15 protein-coding genes are annotated in these 16,592 nt (G+C 70.4%); 4 read left to right on the forward strand and 11 right to left on the reverse strand.

The genetic code is table 11. The features are described from left to right. Positions 1-68 precede the first annotated feature (68 nt). Positions 69-2,681 (forward strand): alpha-glucan family phosphorylase, encoded by a 2,613-nt coding sequence (gene glgP, locus ACTIMO_RS14670; protein ID WP_448182868.1) that lies wholly within the window; start codon positions 69-71, stop codon positions 2,679-2,681. Between the two features lie 114 nt (positions 2,682-2,795). On the opposite strand, the gene glgX is transcribed toward glgP, so the two are convergent. The 6 genes from glgX to ACTIMO_RS14700 all read right to left on the reverse strand — a co-directional run bounded on the left by glgX (position 2,796) and on the right by ACTIMO_RS14700 (position 9,462). Then, complete coding sequence (glgX, locus tag ACTIMO_RS14675; protein ID WP_448182869.1) at positions 2,796-4,967, reverse strand: glycogen debranching protein GlgX; 2,172 nt, start codon at positions 4,965-4,967, stop codon at positions 2,796-2,798. A 10-nt stretch (positions 4,968-4,977) separates the two neighbouring features. Beyond that, complete coding sequence (gene rlmB, locus ACTIMO_RS14680) at positions 4,978-5,961, reverse strand: 23S rRNA (guanosine(2251)-2'-O)-methyltransferase RlmB (protein ID WP_055765130.1); 984 nt, start codon at positions 5,959-5,961, stop codon at positions 4,978-4,980. Between the two features lie 156 nt (positions 5,962-6,117). Continuing rightward, positions 6,118-7,581, reverse strand: coding sequence for a cysteine--tRNA ligase (gene cysS / locus ACTIMO_RS14685; RefSeq protein WP_448182870.1), 1,464 nt, complete (start codon positions 7,579-7,581; stop codon positions 6,118-6,120). A 25-nt stretch (positions 7,582-7,606) separates the two neighbouring features. Beyond that, positions 7,607-8,140 (reverse strand): 2-C-methyl-D-erythritol 2,4-cyclodiphosphate synthase, encoded by a 534-nt coding sequence (ispF, locus tag ACTIMO_RS14690; protein ID WP_448182871.1) that lies wholly within the window; start codon positions 8,138-8,140, stop codon positions 7,607-7,609. Next, positions 8,127-8,909, reverse strand: a complete 783-nt coding sequence (gene ispD, locus ACTIMO_RS14695) for a 2-C-methyl-D-erythritol 4-phosphate cytidylyltransferase (protein ID WP_448182872.1) — start codon at positions 8,907-8,909, stop codon at positions 8,127-8,129. Before ispD ends, ispF begins: the two co-directional genes overlap by 14 nt. A 70-nt stretch (positions 8,910-8,979) precedes the next feature. Next, positions 8,980-9,462: a CarD family transcriptional regulator gene (locus tag ACTIMO_RS14700; protein WP_028280415.1), complete on the reverse strand. Its 483-nt coding sequence runs from the start codon at positions 9,460-9,462 to the stop codon at positions 8,980-8,982. Positions 9,463-9,719: 257 nt separating this feature from the next. Between ACTIMO_RS14700 and ACTIMO_RS14705 the strand changes: the two genes are divergently transcribed. Further along, complete coding sequence (locus tag ACTIMO_RS14705; protein ID WP_055765139.1) at positions 9,720-10,250, forward strand: hypothetical protein; 531 nt, start codon at positions 9,720-9,722, stop codon at positions 10,248-10,250. Positions 10,251-10,321: 71 nt separating this feature from the next. On the opposite strand, the gene ACTIMO_RS14710 is transcribed toward ACTIMO_RS14705, so the two are convergent. Continuing rightward, a complete protein-coding gene (locus ACTIMO_RS14710) occupies positions 10,322-11,002 on the reverse strand; it encodes a response regulator transcription factor (RefSeq protein WP_055765141.1) in 681 nt (226 codons plus the stop codon). Then, positions 10,999-12,252 carry a sensor histidine kinase gene (locus ACTIMO_RS14715; protein WP_448182873.1) on the reverse strand — a complete coding sequence of 418 codons (1,254 nt, stop codon included), beginning with the start codon at positions 12,250-12,252 and terminating at the stop codon, positions 10,999-11,001. Before ACTIMO_RS14715 ends, ACTIMO_RS14710 begins: the two co-directional genes overlap by 4 nt. A 171-nt stretch (positions 12,253-12,423) precedes the next feature. Here ACTIMO_RS14715 and phoU point away from each other — a divergent pair, with 171 nt between their 5' ends. Beyond that, positions 12,424-13,083 (forward strand): phosphate signaling complex protein PhoU, encoded by a 660-nt coding sequence (phoU, locus tag ACTIMO_RS14720; RefSeq protein WP_422391203.1) that lies wholly within the window; start codon positions 12,424-12,426, stop codon positions 13,081-13,083. A 93-nt stretch (positions 13,084-13,176) separates the two neighbouring features. On the opposite strand, the gene ACTIMO_RS14725 is transcribed toward phoU, so the two are convergent. Then, on the reverse strand, positions 13,177-13,923 hold the full coding sequence (locus ACTIMO_RS14725; RefSeq protein WP_055765147.1) for a phosphoglyceromutase: 747 nt from the start codon (positions 13,921-13,923) through the stop codon (positions 13,177-13,179). A gap of 89 nt (positions 13,924-14,012) precedes the next feature. Here ACTIMO_RS14725 and ACTIMO_RS14730 point away from each other — a divergent pair, with 89 nt between their 5' ends. After that, positions 14,013-14,813 carry a class I SAM-dependent methyltransferase gene (locus ACTIMO_RS14730; RefSeq protein ID WP_055765151.1) on the forward strand — a complete coding sequence of 267 codons (801 nt, stop codon included), beginning with the start codon at positions 14,013-14,015 and terminating at the stop codon, positions 14,811-14,813. 78 nt (positions 14,814-14,891) lie between these two features. Here ACTIMO_RS14730 and ACTIMO_RS14735 read toward each other — a convergent pair whose 3' ends face one another. After that, on the reverse strand, positions 14,892-15,221 hold the full coding sequence (locus ACTIMO_RS14735; protein ID WP_055765154.1) for a DUF2516 family protein: 330 nt from the start codon (positions 15,219-15,221) through the stop codon (positions 14,892-14,894). 112 nt (positions 15,222-15,333) lie between these two features. Next, positions 15,334-16,518, reverse strand: a complete 1,185-nt coding sequence (locus tag ACTIMO_RS14740) for a trans-sulfuration enzyme family protein (protein ID WP_448182874.1) — start codon at positions 16,516-16,518, stop codon at positions 15,334-15,336. Between the last annotated feature and the right edge of the window lie 74 nt (positions 16,519-16,592).

The raw sequence follows: 16,592 nt of genomic DNA on the forward strand, positions 1-16,592 counted from the left end.
TCGAGTATGACGCAAGCGTTTACGCCCAACCCTCCCCACCGCTTGGCAAGTGCGCTAGCGTAACCGGGGTGAAGGCAATCCGCAGATTTACCGTCCGTACCGTCCTCCCCGAGAAGATCGCGCCGCTCGGCAAACTCGCCGGAAACCTGCGGTGGTCGTGGCACCTGCCGACCTCGCGGCTCTTCGAGGAGATCGACCCTGCCGCCTGGGCGGAGAGCGGCCACGATCCCGTCTCCTTCCTCGGTTCGGTCACCCGCGAGAAGCTCGAGCAGCTCGCCGGCGACGACGCCCTGGTGCAGCGGATCCAGGCGGTCGGCGCCGACCTCGAGAACTACCTGACCGAGCCGCGCTGGTACCAGTCCCTCGGCGACGACGCGCCCCGCAGCATCGCCTATTTCTCCCCGGAGTACGGGATCAGTGCCGTCCTCCCCCAGTACTCCGGCGGCCTCGGCATCCTCGCCGGTGACCATCTGAAGTCCGCGTCCGATCTCGGCGTCCCCCTGGTCGGGGTGGGGCTGCTCTACCAGGCCGGCTACTTCAAGCAGTCGCTCTCGCGTGACGCATGGCAGCAGGAGACCTACCCCGTGCTCGACCCGGACGGGCTCCCGCTGACCCTGCTCCGAGAGGAGGACGGTTCCGCGGCGACCGTCGTCCTGCCCCTGCCCAACGGACGCCAGCTCTCCGCGCACATCTGGCGCGCCGACGTCGGCCGCGTCCCCCTCCTCCTGCTCGACTCGAACGTCGCCGGGAACGACGAGGCCGCCCGGAACGTCACCGACCGCCTCTACGGCGGCGGCGGGGACCAGCGCCTGCAGCAGGAGCTGCTGCTCGGCATGGGCGGGGTGAAGGCCCTGCGCATCTTCCAGCGCCTGACCGGCATGCCCGCTCCCGAGGTCTTCCACACCAACGAGGGCCATGCCGGCTTTCTCGGCATCGAGCGCATCCGCGAACTGATGGACCCGGCCAACGAGTCCCCGATGAGCTGGGAGGAGGCCCTCACCGCGGGCCGTGCCTCGACCGTGTTCACGACGCACACCCCGGTCCCCGCCGGGATCGACCGCTTCGACCGCTCGCAGATCGAGCACTTCTTCCACGCCGGCCTGGCTCCTGCCGTCCCGACGGACCGGGTGCTCGCGCTCGGTGCCGAGAACTACGCCGACGGCGATCCCGCCAAGTTCAACATGGCCGTCATGGGGCTGCGCCTGGCCCAGCGGGCCAACGGTGTGGCGAAGCTGCACGGGGAGGTCTCGCGCGGCATGTTCTCGGGCCTGTGGCCGGGCTTCGACACCCGCGAGGTGCCCATCACCTCCGTCACCAACGGCGTGCACGTGCCGAGCTGGGTCGACCCCGAGATCGCCGACTTCGCCCGCTCCACCTTCGGTGCCGAGTCGATCCTCGATCCGCAGTGGAACAAGGTGTACGACGTCCCGGACACCGACATCTGGGCGTTGCGCCGCAGTTTGCGCTCCAACCTGGTGGACGACGTCCGCCAGCGCCTGCGGTCCTCCTGGAAGAAGCGCGGGGCCGCCGATGCGGAGCTCACCTGGACCGACTCCGTCCTGGACCCCGACGTGCTGACCATCGGCTTCGCCCGGCGCGTGCCGACCTACAAGCGCCTCACGCTCATGCTGCGGAACCCGGCCCGACTGAAGGCCCTGCTCCTGCACCCCGAGCACCCCATCCAGCTCGTGATCGCCGGCAAGTCGCATCCCGCCGACGAGCAGGGAAAGCGCATGATCCAGGACCTCGTCCGGTTCACCGACGATCCCGAGGTGCGCCACCGCATCGTCTTCCTGCCCAACTACGACATCGCGATGGCCCGGACCCTCTTCCCCGGCTGCGACGTCTGGCTGAACAACCCGCTGCGTCCGCTCGAGGCATGCGGCACCTCCGGCATGAAGGCCGCCATCAACGGTGGGCTGAACCTGTCCGTCCTCGACGGCTGGTGGGACGAGATGTACGACGGCGACAACGGCTGGGCCATCCCGACTGCCAACAACGGCGCCTCCGCCGACGAGCGCGACGACATCGAGGCCGCCGCCCTGTACGACCTCCTCGAGACCCAGGTGGGACCGCGCTTCTACTCGCTCGTGCCGGCCGAGGGAGCAGGAGCGGCAGGCCCGTCCGAGCCCTCCCGCGACGGCGTGCCGCACGCGTGGATCGCCATGATCAAGCACACCATGGCCACTCTCGGGCCGGCAGTGTCCGCGGAACGCATGCTGCAGGACTACGTGGAGAAGCTGTACCGGCCGGCCTGGCGGGCGGGCCAGGAAGCCGCCGCCGACCAGTTCTCGCTCGCCAAGCGGACCGCTGCCTGGCGCTCCCGCGTCCAGGGCAGCTGGCCCGCTGTGCAGGTGGAGCACGTCGATTCGACGGGCGTGTCCGAGGACCCGCAGATCGGCGATTCGCTCACAGTCAACGCGTACGTCTCGCTCGGTGGACTCGACCCCGACGACGTCGCGGTCGAGGTGGCCTACGGCCGCGCTCTGGACAGCGACGAGCTGAGCGATGTCACGGTCGAGGACCTCGACGTCGCCGAGAACCTCGGCAGCGGACGCTACCTGTTCACGGGTGGGATCCGGATCGACCACTCTGGGTCCTTCGGCTACACCGTGCGGGTGCTGCCCAAGCACACGACCCTGGCCACGAAGGCGGAACTGGGGCTCGTCGTCAACGCCTGACCGGCGTCCTGCCGGCGGCCAGGAACGACGAAGCCCGGGACCTCTGGTCCCGGGCTTCGTCGCTTCCGGCAGCGTCGTCAGGTGTCCCGTCGCGTACCGACGCGTCCGGGCCGGTCAGCAGCGGTAGATGCGGACCGAATCGGCGGCGACGACATCGGCCTCGCCCGAGCGGAGCCGGCCGTCGACACCGCCACCGACACCGCCACCGGTGCCACCGCCGGCCCCGGCACCGTGCACCCGCGGGTCATCGCCACCGGCGGAGTCGAAGGTACGGCTGAACCAGCGCGGCTGCTCCCCCTCCACACCCTGGCCCTGCAGGATCCAGGCCGACGGCAGGTGGATGCGCGCCGGCTCGAGCGACCCGTTGATGACCACCAGGCCGTTGATCGTGCCGCCCGTCGATCCGAGGAGGAGCTGCACGGTCCGGGTGGAGGGGTCGTTCCACTCGTGCGGCGTCATCGGCAGTCCGGCGGCGTTGAACCACAGCAGCGTCGACTGGTCGCCCCGGGACGGGAACGTCGGGGGCTGGCAGGCCAGGAAGTCCCGCCGGATGGCGAGCAGGGTCCGGGTGGCGTCCAGCATGCGGCGGGAGGCGGCGTCATCGGGCCAGTGCACCCATGCGAGCTCCGTGTCCTGGCAGTAGGCATTGTTGTTGCCGCCCTGTGTCCGTCCGAACTCGTCGCCGGCGGTGAGCATCGGCACCCCGAGGGAGATGAGCAGCGACGCCATGATGTTGCGGGCGCTGCGCTCACGGGCTGCGAGGATGCCCTCGTCCTCCGTGCGCCCCTCCGCACCGTGGTTGTAGCTGCGGTTGTCGTTGTGGCCGTCCCGGTTGCCCTCGCCGTTGGCTTCGTTGTGCTTGCGCTCGTAGGCCGTCAGGTCGGCGAGCGTGAAGCCGTCGTGCGCGGTCACGAAGTTCACGGAGGCGAGGGGACTCCTGCCGGACGCACCGAAGGTGTCGGCCGATCCGGCGAGGCACCCTGCGAGCCGTCCGGGTGAGGAGGCCGCCCCGCCACCCGTCAGGGATGCGATGTCCCGCAACCAGAAGTCGCGGACCGTGTCGCGGAAGCCGTCGTTCCAGTCCGCCCAGCCGACCGGGAAGCGCCCGGTCTGCCACCCGTCGGGACCGATGTCCCAGGGTTCGGTGATCAGTTTCGTCCCGCGCAGCACCGTCGACGCCCCGGCGGCGACGAGGAAGGGATGTCGCGGGGTGAAGACGTTGCGCTCGTCCCGTGCGAGGGTGACCGCGAGGTCGAACCGGAATCCGTCGATGCGGCACTCCTCCGCCCAGTACCGCAGCGAGTCGAGGGCGAACTCGACGACGCGCGGCTGGGAGAAGTCGAGGGTGTTCCCGCAGCCTGTGGTGTCCAGGTAGCGTCCGGCGTCGTCGTGCCGGTAGTAGTCGCGGTCCCCGAGACCGCGCCAGCACAGGGCGGGCCGGTGCTGCTCACCCTCCGCGGTGTGGTTGTAGACGACGTCGAGGATGACCTCGAGGCCGCCCTCGTGGAGCGCCTTCACCATGCCCTTGAACTCGTCGAGCACGGCAGCGGGGCCGGCGGTCCGGGCCGCCGCCGTCGCGTAGTCGGTGTGCGCGGCGAAGAAACCCAGGGTGTTGTAGCCCCAGTAGTTGCTGAGGCCGAGCGGCTCGAGGTGCGGCTCGTCGATGTGGAAGTGCACCGGCAGGAGTTCGACGGCGGTGACCCCGAGCTCGCGCAGGTAGGTGACCATCGCCGGATGGGCCAGCCCGGCGTAGGTGCCGCGGAGTTCCTCGGGGACGTCGGGGTGCAACTTCGTGAGGCCCTTGACGTGCGCCTCGTAGACGACGGTGTCCCGCCAGGCCGTGTTCGGGCGCTCGCTCGTACCCCAGTCGAACGCGTGCTCGAGGAACACCGAGTAGTAGGCACGCGAGTCGGCTTCCCCGGCCGCGTCGGTGCCGGGCGCCCCGACGGTGTCGATCGTCTCGATGGCCCGCCCGTAGGGATCGAGGAGCAGCTGCGCCTCGCCGATGGCGCCGGGCAGGTCCTCGCCCGTGGGCCAGAACGCGTACAGGGCACCCGGATCCACCGGCCCCACCACGCCGTGGTGCACGCCGCCGTCGAGCCCCACCAGCGTCTCGGACGTCCACGACCCGTCGCCACGGCGCCAGTGCACGTCCATGGACGGGATGCCGGGGGCCCAGACGGCCGCGTTGGCGTGGGCATCACGCTGCTCCCCCCGCCTGATGGCGTGGAGCCCGAGGGGGAACTCGCGGGAGGCGCGCGGAAGCTGCTGTGCCGGCTGGATCATCGTCGGGCGATCAGGACGAACGCTGGCGTGACACCTCGTACAGCGTGATGCCCACCGCCATCGACGCGTTGAGCGACTCCATGGCGGAATCGATGGGGATGGAGACGATCTGGTCGCAGTTCTCGCGCACGAGGCGCGAGAGGCCCTTGCCCTCTGATCCGACGACGATGCAGATCGGGTCGCGGCCGAGGGACAGCTGGGGCAGGGACACGTCGCCGTCGCCGTCGAGACCCAGGACGAAGATGCCCTTGCCCTTCATGCTCTTCAGGGCGGCGTTCAGGTTGCCGACGCGCGCGACCGGCACCCGTACCGCGGCCCCCGCACTCGTCTTCCACGCCGATGCGGTCACGCCGACCGAGCGGCGTTCGGGGACGATAACCCCGTGGCTGCTGAAGGCGGAGGCGGAACGGATGATCGCGCCGAGGTTGCGGGGATCGGTGATGCCGTCGAGGGCCACGAACAGCGGCGCGTTGCCGATGTGTCCGCGGCGGTACTTCTCGATGGTCTCGTCCACCAGGTCGAGGGCGTCGGCGTACTCGTAGGGCGGGATCTGCAGCATGAGGCCCTGGTGCACCGCGCCGTCGGTCATGCGGTCGAGCTCCGGCTTGCCCGTCTCCATCACGGGGATGCCCCGCTCGGCGGCCATCTTCAGCGAGTCCCGGACGCGGTCGTCCATCTCGATCCGGATGGCGACGTGGAGGGCCTTCGCGGGGATGCCGGCACGCAGCGCCTCGACCACCGAGTTGCGGCCGGTGACGGCTTCTTCGGCCGCCTTGCCCTTGGTCCGCCCGGTCCCGGCGCCCTTGCCGCCCGCGCGCTTGGCGGCGGACCGCTCGGCGAGCTCCTTGCTCTTGTACGCCTTGTGGTACGGGCGGTCCTCCGCCTTCGGCGTGGGGCCCTTGCCCTCGAGGGACTTGCGCCCGTGTCCGCCGGTGCCGACGGAAGGGCCCTTTTTCGACTTGCGCACCGCGCCTGGACGTCCGTGACTGACCATGGAACAACACCTTTAAATAGAGGAAGAATCGCCTCCAGTTTACCGGGCGGCGGCGCCTTCCCTCTGCGCGCGGCCGGGCGGTGGTCACGACTCCGGCGCGAGGCGCCCCGGGACGGCGGCCCCGGCTCCGCCGACGTCCTCCGGTCAGTCCTCCGGTCAGTCCTCCGCCAGGGACCAGCGCGCCCCGTCCGCCGTGTCCTCCAGGACGATCCCGGCGCCCGAGAGCGCCTCGCGGATGGCGTCCGCGCGCGCCCAGTCCCGCGCCGACCGGGCGTCGAGGCGTTCGGCGATGCGGTCCCCGACGAGCGCATCGAGGGCCTTCGTGAGCGCGGCGTCCGCCCCGCCCGCACGGGCGTCCCCGGCGTCGTCGAGCCCGAGCACCCCGGTCATGGCGACGACGGCGGAGAGGGCCGCTCCCACCGCGGCGTCATCACCCGAGGCCAGCGCGGTGTTGCCGCTGCGCACGGTCGTGTGGAGGACCGCGAGTGCCTGCGGCACGTTGAGGTCGTCATCCATTGCGTCGGCGAAGGCCGCGGGCAGGTCCGCCGCCCGGACCTGCTGCACGGCGGGCGCGCCGACCCGGGCCGAGGCCTTGCCGATGAATCCGTCGATCCTGGCGACCGCCGCGGCAGCCTCCTGCAGCGACGTCTCGCGGTAGTCCAGGACGGAGCGGTAGTGCGCCTGCCCGAGGTAGTAGCGCACCACGCGGGGGCCCGCTGCGTCGATCATCTCCTGCGGACTCACGGTGTTGCCGAGGGACTTGGACATCTTCTCCCCCTCGAAGGTGACCATCCCGTTGTGCATCCAGAACCGGGCGAAGCCGCGCCCCGCGGCCTGCGACTGGGCCATCTCGTTCTCGTGGTGGGGGAAGCGGAGATCCAGTCCGCCGCCGTGGATGTCGAACTCCGTGCCGAGGTACTTCGTGACCATGCTGGAGCACTCGAGGTGCCAGCCGGGCCGCCCCACCCCCCACGGACTGGCCCAGGACGCCGTCACCGGATCCGACTCCTTGGCGCCCTTCCACAGCGCGAAGTCGCGAGGATCCCGCTTGCCGCGCGGATCGGCGTCGGGCGCGGCCTGCATCTCGTCGATGTCCTGGCGCGTGAGGCTGCCGTAGGCCGGCCAGGAGCGGACGTCGAAGTAGACGTCCCCCGATCCGTCCGGCGCCGGGTAGGCATGGCCGCGGTCGATCAGGAGCTGGATCAGCGCATGCATCTCGGGGATGTGGCCCGTGGCGCGCGGCTCGTAGGTCGGCGGCCGGACACCGAGTGCGGCGTAGGCACGCTGGAACTCCTGCTCGAAACGGTAGGCCAGGGCCCACCACGGCTCGTCCTGGACGACGGCCGGATCGGCATCGGCGGCGCCCTCGCGGAAGGAGTCCCGGGACTTGGCGAGGATCTTGTCGTCGATGTCCGTCACGTTCCGGACCACGGTGACGCGCAGGCCGCGGGCCTCGAGCCACCGGGTGAGCTGGTCGAAGGCGATCGCGGACCGCACGTGCCCCACGTGGGGCATGCCCTGCACGGTGGCGCCGCAGTAGTAGAGGCTCGCCCTGCCCGGTTCGAGGGGTTCGAAGGGACGCACCTCGGCGCGGGCGGTGTCATGGAATCGCAGGCTCACCGGTCCAGATTACCCGCCGGACTCCTCAGGCCCCCGCGGTGTCGCCGGGCACCCGGCCACCGGACCGCACGACGACGGCGGTCGCGATCGCGGCGATCCCCTCGCTCCGTCCGGTGAGGCCGAGCCCGTCGGTGGTGGTCGCCGAGATGCTGACCGGCGCCTGCGCGGCGTCGGACATGGCCGCTTCCGCCTCGGCGCGGCGCGGCGCGAACTTCGGCCGGTTGCCGACGAGCTGGACGGCGATGTTGCCGATGTCGAAGCCCGCCGCCCGGACGATCCGCGCGGCCTCGGAGAGCAGCGCGTGCCCGGAAGCGCCGGCGTACTCGGGCCGGTCCGTGCCGAAGTGGCTTCCGAGGTCACCGACGCCGGCAGCCGAGAACAGGGCGTCCGCGGCCGCGTGCGCCACGACGTCCCCGTCGGAGTGGCCGCTCAGCCCCCGTTCGCCCTCCCAGAGGAGGCCGGCGACCCACAGCGGCGCCGGCGCGTCCTCGGGGGCGAACGCGTGGACATCCACGCCGATCCCGGTGCGGGGAAGGTGGAGGTGCTCACTCAGGTACATCGGTACTCCTGCCGGATGGGGAAGGGTCTGCTGCACCGCGGCCGTCACGCCTGAGCGCCAGGACGGCCTCGGCCACAGTGAGGTCCAGGGGGGTGGTCACCTTGAACGCGAGGGGGTCGCCGTCGACCACGCGGACCGGCACGCCGAGTGCCTCCATGAGCATGGCGTCGTCCGTGATGCCCGGATCCGCGGCGGCGGATCCGTTGTGCGCCGAGCGCAGGGAGGCTGCGGCGAAACCCTGCGGTGTCTGCACCGCGCGCAGGCCGGCGCGGTCGGGGGTGGACTCGACGACGTCCGCGCGGACGACCTTGACGGTGTCCGCCACCGGCACCACGGGGATCACGGCGGGGGCGCCCGCGCGGACCGCGGCCGCGACGCGCTGGAAGACTGCAGGAGGAGTGAGGGCGCGGGCGGCGTCGTGCACCAGCACGATCTCCGCCGCCGGCGGGAGTGCAGCCAGTCCCGAGCGGACGGAGGCGACCCGCGACGCGCCACCGGGGACCGAGGTGATCCGGCAGCCCCGTGGTGCGGCGCCGGCCGCTGCCTCCACGACGGCGGCCAGAACGGTGTCCCCGGGCGGCAGGACCACCACCACGGCGGCGGCCACGCCCGAGGCGGACACGGCGTCCAGCGCGTGCTCGAGCAGCGTGCGCCCACCGCACAGCACGCGGGCCTTGGGGATGCCGTGCCCGAGGCGCTGGCCGGTCCCAGCTGCGACGACGATCAGGCCGACGACGGGCGGGGCGGGCTGCTGCAGGTTCGGTGGCACTCCGTCACCCTATGACAGGGCAAAGAAAAAGAGGGACCCGGGGGTCCCTCTTCGACGATCAGTCCCGCTCCTAGGAGGCGAGGACCTCGTCGAGGACGCTGGCGGCCTTCTCTTCATCGGTCTTCTCCGCGAGTGCGAGCTCGGAGATGAGGATCTGCCGCGCTTTCGCGAGCATCCTCTTCTCACCGGCCGACAGTCCGCGGTCGTGGTCGCGACGCCAGAGGTCCCGGACTACTTCGGCGACCTTGATGACGTCGCCGGAGGCGAGCTTCTCGAGGTTCGCCTTGTACCGGCGCGACCAGTTGGTCGGCTCTTCCGTGAATTCGGCCCGCAGGACATCGAACACATGCTCGAGGCCTTCCTTGCCCACCACGTCGCGGACCCCTACGAGGTCGACGTTCTCTGCTGGTACTTCTATGGTCAGATCACCCTGTGCCACCTTGAGCTTGAGATACATCTTCTCTTCGCCCTTGATGACGCGCATCTTGATCTCCTCGATCTTCGCTGCGCCGTGGTGAGGGTAAACAACTGTTTCGCCAACCTCAAAAACCATGTGGACTTTCCCCTTTCCCGCCAGTCAGTTTATCACGGCAACGACACGCCGATGGCGCGTTTTCGCAGGTCAGACGGCTTGAACAGGGCGAATTGACTATCATTCGCCTCTTGACGGAAGGGGCTTTTGGTGCTGCTGCAGCATTCGGGCGGCCGCAACGGACACCACGGTTGATGCTCGTAGCCGATAGTCTGTCCTGTAGGTCCGCATCGGATTCCGTCCCTGTCCCACCTGTTGAGCCCCCAGGAGTTTGTGCCGTGAAGAGTGCACCGAAGAACCGAGTGCAGCGGTCCGTCGCTGCCGGCGCCGTGTTGCTGATGCTGGGGGTCTCCGGCTGCAGCTTCACCGCTGAGCAGTCGACGACGACGCAGTACGCCGCATCGGACGGCATCGTGAAGGATCTCGGGCCCGTGCTCATGCGCAACATCCTGATCGTCGGCCGCGATGACGAGACGGCGGGCCGCCTCGTGGGCACGATCTTCAATTCGGGCGACGACCCCGTGAACCTCTCGATCAGCGCCGGCGGTGCCTCCACGAGCTTCACGATCGAGGGCCAGGGCCAGATCAAGCTCGAGGACGAGACCTCGGACGACGCCTCGCTCGAGGGTGTCGACGACATCCCGGGCTCCCTCGTCGACGTCGACTTCGAGGTGAACGGCGACCAGGCGACGTTCGAGGTGCCCGTGCTCGACGGGACGCTCGAGGAGTACCGCGAGTTCGTCCCCGGCGGCTACACGCCGCGCCCGAGCGAGCCTGCGGCCACCGAGGAAGCGTCCGAAGGCGAGTAGGCGGATCCTGCCGACGACACTGCTGCCCGCCTCCGGACCATCGGAGGCGGGCAGTTCTGCGTCGTGCCCCCTCAGGGCTCGTACTTGTACCCGAGTCCCCTGACGGTGATCAGGTAGCGCGGATTCGAGGGGTCGGGCTCCACCTTCCCGCGCAGGCGCTTCACGTGCACGTCGAGCGTCTTCGTGTCCCCGACGTAGTCGGAACCCCACACGCGATCGATCAGCTGGCCACGGGTGAGCACCCGGCCGGAGTTGCGCAGCAGCATCTCGAGGAGCTCGAACTCCTTGAGCGGCAGCGCCACCTGCTCGCCGTCGACGCTCACCACGTGCCGTTCGATGTCCATCCGGACGGGGCCCGCCTGGATGGTGTTCGAGATCAGTTCCTCGGGCTCACCCTGCCGCCGCAGGACCGCACGGATGCGGGCGACCAGCTCGCGGGACGAGTAGGGCTTGGTGACGTAGTCATCGGCACCGAGCTCCAGGCCCACCACCTTGTCGATCTCGGCGTCCTTGGCGGTCAGCATGATGACCGGGACGCTCGAACGCTGGCGCAGCTGGCGGCAGACCTCCGTCCCGGACAGCCCCGGCAGCTGGAGGTCCAGCAGCACGAGGTCGGCACCGGAGCGGTCGAACTCGGTGATGGCGTCGAGGCCGTTGTCCACGACCGACACCTCGAAGCCCTCCTTGCCCAGGAGGTAGGACAGCGGGTCGCTGAAGGACTCCTCGTCCTCGACGATCAGAATGCGGCTCAAGCCTTGACTCCCTGCTCATGGGCAGCGGCGCTGCCCCTCTTGCCCGACGTCGTGTCGGAAATCTGGACGCCCGGGGCATCGGTGCCCGACGTCGTCTCGTGGCCGGGTGCACCGCCGTCCTCCGGGTTGACCTCCATCTCGGGCAGCCGGACCGTGAACGTGCTGCCCTGACCGGCCTGGGACCACACGGTGACCTCTCCGCCATGATTCGCGACCACGTGCTTCACGATGCTGAGGCCGAGGCCGGTCCCTCCGGTCTGGCGGGACCGCGCGGCGTCGATGCGGTAGAAACGCTCGAAGATGCGCTCCTGCTCCTCGGGCGTGATGCCCGTGCCCTGGTCCGTGACCGAGACCTGCACCAGTCCGTCGCGCGACCGCACGCCCACGCCGACCCGCGTGCCCTCGGGCGAGTAGCGGATGGCGTTGTCGATCAGGTTGCGGAACGCCGTCATCAGCAGGTCGCGGTCGCCGTACACGGGCGCCTGGACGGTCCCGCCGACGACGATGTCGATCTGCTTGCTCTCCGCGGGCAGCTTGTTGCGGTCCACCGCCTCGGCGATCACCGCGTTGACGTCCACGGGCTTACCGCGGCGGACGACGTCGGCGCCCTGCAGACGGGAGAGTTCGATGATGTCCTGGACGAGCGCGGAGAGCCGGCCGGACTCCTTGTGCATGCGCTGCGCGAACCGGCGCACGGCGACCTCGTCCTCGGCGGCGTCGTCGATCGCCTCGGCGAGCAGCGAGATGGCGCCGACGGGAGTCTTGAGTTCGTGGGAGACATTCGCGACGAAGTCGTTGCGGATCTCCTCGCTGCGGGTGATCTCCGTCCGGTCATCGGCGAGGATCAGGATGTACTCCGCGCCGAGGGCCGCGACGCGCACCTGGACCACGATGGTCCCCTGCCCCAGCGGACCCCGCGGGAGCTCGAGCTGCTCCTGCTCGATCACGCCGTCGCGCCGCACCCTGGAGGTGAGGTCCAGCAGCTCCGAGTGCACCACGGTGTGCCCGCGGACCAGGCCGAAGGCGTAGGCTGCGGGGCTGGCCCGGACGACGCCGTCGATCGCGTCCACGATGACATAGGCGCGGCCGATGATGGAGAGGACCTCGGCGGCGCCGTCGGGCAGCGAGGGCTCGTCCTCGTAGAGCAGCCTGAGCCGCTGGGCCTCGCTCGCACGGAAGGCCGCCATGCCGCTCACACCGAGGGCTAGGCCGACCAGCCCGGCCACGAGCGTCAGGAGAAGGGGGTCCACGGACACAGCTTATGCCGTTCACTTTCCGGGCCGGCCTCATCCGGTGGCAATGGCTGAGGGGTTCAACTAACGTTCACACAATGCGGGGAAACAGTTCACCGACGGCTGGAAGGCTCGGCGGCAGAACTGTGGATACGGTTGCAGTGCAAACTTCCAGGGAGGGACCCCTACGTGCGTAAGGTTTTTCAGGCCGAGCTCCACCAGATCGGCGAGGAGCTGATCGAGATCTCGCAACTGGTGTCCGAGGCCATCCGGAAGGCCAACAGCGCTTTCCAGGGAGCGGACACCGAACTGGCCCAGGAGGTCATCGCGGCGGACGCGCGGATCGACTTCCTGCAGAACGATCTCGACGAGCGCGCGATCGACATCCTGGCCCTGCAGGGCCCCGTGGCCTCCGATCTCCGCATGATCGTGGGAGCCCTGCGCATGAGCGCCTCCCTGGAGCGCATGGGTGACCTCGCCCGCCATGTGGCGCAGCTCGCCCGCCTGCGCTTCCCCGCGAACGTGATCCCCGAGAGCATCCGCGCCACCTTCGACGAGCTCGCCGACCTCGACGTGCAGATCGCGGACAAGGTGACCGAGCTGCTCGAGACGCGGAACCTGGAGCTGAGCAACGAGATCAATGCGGCCAATGCGCGCGTCAACGAGCTGCACGCGAGCGTCTTCCGCGCCGTGGCTGCCGAGGATTGGGCCGAGACCGCACCCACCACCGTGGACGTCACCCTCGCCAGCCGCTACTACGAGCGCTTCGCCGACCACGGTGTCTCCGTGGCGCGGAAGGTCACCTACCTGGTCACCGGCGAATGGCAGCCGAGCGCTCCGCTGACCTGATCCGCATCCGGCATGACAGGACGACGGCGGCCCCCGCAGGGACCGCCGTCGTTCTGGTTCTGCGACGACCGGTGGGAGTCGCGCTCCCCGCGGCTAGTGCTTGCCCTGGTTCGCGACGGCCTCGATGGCGGCAGCAGCCGCATCGGCGTCGAGGTAGGTGCCACCGGCCTTGACGGGCGTGAGGTCCTCGTCCAGCTCGTACACCAGCGGGATCCCCGTAGGGATGTTGAGTGCTGCGATGTCCTTGTCACTGATGCCGTCGAGGTGCTTCACGAGGGCGCGCAGCGAGTTGCCGTGCGCCGCGATGAGGACGGTCTTCCCGGCCCGGATGTCGACGGTGATGTCGGACTCCCAGTACGGCAGGAAGCGGTCGAGGACATCCTTCAGGCATTCGGTGCGGGGGACGTCGTCGCCGAGGTCCGCGTAGCGGGGATCGCCGACCTGCGAGTACTCGCTGGAGTCCTCGAGCGCGGGCGGCGGGGTGTCGTAGGACCGGCGCCACTCCATGAACTGCTCCTCACCGAATTCGGCGAGCGTCTGGGCCTTGTCCTTGCCCTGCAGTGCACCGTAGTGGCGCTCGTTCAGGCGCCAGTTGCGCTTGACGTCGATCCAGCTGCGGTCCGCGGCCTCGAGCGCGAGGTTGGCGGTGATGATGGCGCGCTTCTGCCGGGACGTGTAGACGACGTCCGGGAGGATGCCGGCCTCGGTCAGCAGGTGGCCACCGCGGGTGGCCTCCTCGCGTCCCTTCTCCGTGAGGGCGACGTCCACCCACCCGGTGAAGAGGTTCTTCTCGTTCCATTCGCTCTGCCCGTGGCGCAGCAGGATCAGTGTGTAGGTCATGTCTCCTAGTCTGCCGTATCCACGTCAGCCGGGTCATGCCGGGAGCGGCCTGTTCCGCGAGTGTTAAGGCCGTGGCCTAGCCTTGACGGGTGCCACCGAGACGACCGCCGACCAGACCCCTCGGGACCATCACGCGCGGCACCACCAACCCGAACCGCCTGCGCCGGGTGGACCGCTGGCTCGCCGGCCCGCAGTCCTCCCGCCTGCGCCGGGCCGCTGATCCGCTCGTCGTCGACCTCGGCTACGGGGCTGCTCCCGTGACGGCCGTCGAGCTCTTCGCACGCCTGCGGGCGGTGCGCGACGACGTCGAGGTGATGGGCGTCGAGATCGACCCGGCGCGGGTGGCGGCGGCGGAACCGCTCGCGCGGCCGGGACTCAGCTTCCGGCAGGGCGGCTTCGAGCTTCCCCTCGACGGACGCCGACCCGTGGTTGTGCGGGCCTTCAACGTGCTGCGCCAGTACGGGGAGGACGAGTACGCCGCCTACTGGGACGAGGTGCGGGGCCGGCTCGCGCCGGGAGGACTCCTCGTCGACGGGACGTGCGACGAGATCGGCCGGCGCGCCACCTGGGCTGCGGTCGAGGCCGACGGGCCGAGCACGCTGAGCATCTCGCTCAGGTTCGGCGCCTTCACCCTGCCCTCGGACGTCGCCGAGCGCCTCCCGAAGGCACTGATCCACCGGAACGTCGAGGGCGAGCGGGTGCACGCCTACCTGCGGGCGCTCGACAAGGCGTGGCTCGACGCGGCGGCGCTCGCGTCCTTCGGCCAGGCGCAGCGATGGCGGTCCATGTGCGCGTCCCTGAGGAGCGCGGGCTGGCCGCTGGTGGACGGTCCGGCGCGCTGGCGCCTGGGCGAGGTCACCGTGGCGTGGGACGCCGTCAAACCCGGCTGAGACGGACGGTGGACCGGGCCCGCCCTCCGCGCTCGGCCTTTCGGCCGGGAGACGCGATCGATCAGGGGAAGCTGTTCCCTACCAGGGGCCGTAGGGGCCGGAGTTGCCGCCGCGTCCGGAGGTCTGGCTGACAGCGGGCTTCACGTCCGCCAGGTACACGCACGCCGCGATGATCGCGACCAGCTGGAAGAGGTTGAAGCCCCCACGGCCGCCCAGGGCGGAGAGGAGGCCGACCACGACGGCGCCACCGGTGAGCGCGAGCCAGAAGCCCTTGGTGCGCTTGAAGGCGGCCTCGAAGGCCGTGCCGGGACGACGCACGCAGTCGGAGAGGGCCCACACCTCGATGCCCAGGGCGACGAAGCCGAGCGCGAGGTACAGGAAGTACTGGGTCTGGAGTACGAGGTCCACGCCCTCAGCTTAGCGGGCCGCCCCGTCCGTGGCGCACCGGCGACACCGACAGACACCGACAGGCACCGACCGACACCGGCGCGTGCTGCGGACCCGACGACGGGTGGTCCGGTCAGAGGCCGCCGTCACGCCCGCCCGTGGCCCGGCGGAGTGCCTGCTCGAGGTCGGCCCACAGGTCCTCGGGGTTCTCGATGCCGACGGACAGCCGGACGAGGGCCTCGGGCACGGTCGCCGGCTCGGCGGGCTGGCGACGGCGGCGCTCCACGAGGGACTCCACGCCACCGAGGGAGGTCGCCGGGAGCCAGAGCCGCACTGCATCCACCACGGCGTCCGCGGTGGCGACGTCGTCGAGCTCGATGCTGACGATCCCGCCGAAGCCGTTGAACTGGGCGGCGGCGCGCTCGTGTCCGGGATCCGAGGCGAGACCGGGATAGCGCACCCGGCGGACGGCCGGGTGGTCGGCGAGGTGCAGCGCGAGGAAGGCCGCCGTCGACTGGCTCCGCTCCATGCGCAGGGCGAGCGTCCGGAGTCCGCGGAGGGCCAGCCAGACCTCGAACGGCCCGGCGATCGCCCCGTGGAGGGTGCGGTGCGCCAGCAACCTCCCGCGCAGCGCCGCGTCGGACGTGGCGAGCGCCCCGAGGACGACGTCGGAGTGGCCCGCCAGCCACTTGGTCACCGAGTGCAGGACGACGTCGACCCCCGCTTCCAGCGGCCGGTGCACCATGGGCGTGTTGAAGGTGTTGTCCGCGACGACGAGGGCACCGTGGGCATGCGCCGCGTCCGTCAGGACGGCCAGCTCCGCGACCTCGAGCATGGGGTTGGTGGGACTCTCGAGCCAGAGCATCACCTGGCCGGCATCGAAGCGGTGCGCGAGCGCGTCGAGCGTACCGAGCACCGCGTCCGTGTCCGCGATGTCCACGGCCAGCAGCTCGAAGCGGCCCTGTGCCGCGAGGTCGCCGGCGAGGCTGATGGAGCCGGCGTAGGCGTGCCGCGGCATGACCACAGCTCCTCCGGTCGGCACGAGGGAGAGGGCTGCGGCAGCTGCGCCCAGTCCGGAGCCGAAGACGAGGGCCGGCAGGTCGGCTCCCTCGAGCGCCCCCAGGGCCTCCTCGAACGGATCCCAGGTGGGGTTGGAGCCCCGGGCGTAGATGCGGTCGCCGGGTTGCGGCGCCCGGGTCTCGTGGTAGGTCGTGGAGAGGACGATCGGCACGTTGACGGGTGCGTCGTGCTCCCGCGGCGGTCGTCCCGCCGCGACGGTCAGGGTGTCCGGGGCGAGGTCGGGGTGGTCGGTGGCCATGGACCCGAGCCTAGCGCCGCTCCAGTTCACCCCGGCACGCGTGACCCCGCCCGAAGGGTCGCTGCCACTCGGTA

The sequence above is a fragment of the Arthrobacter sp. CP30 genome (assembly GCF_053470025.1).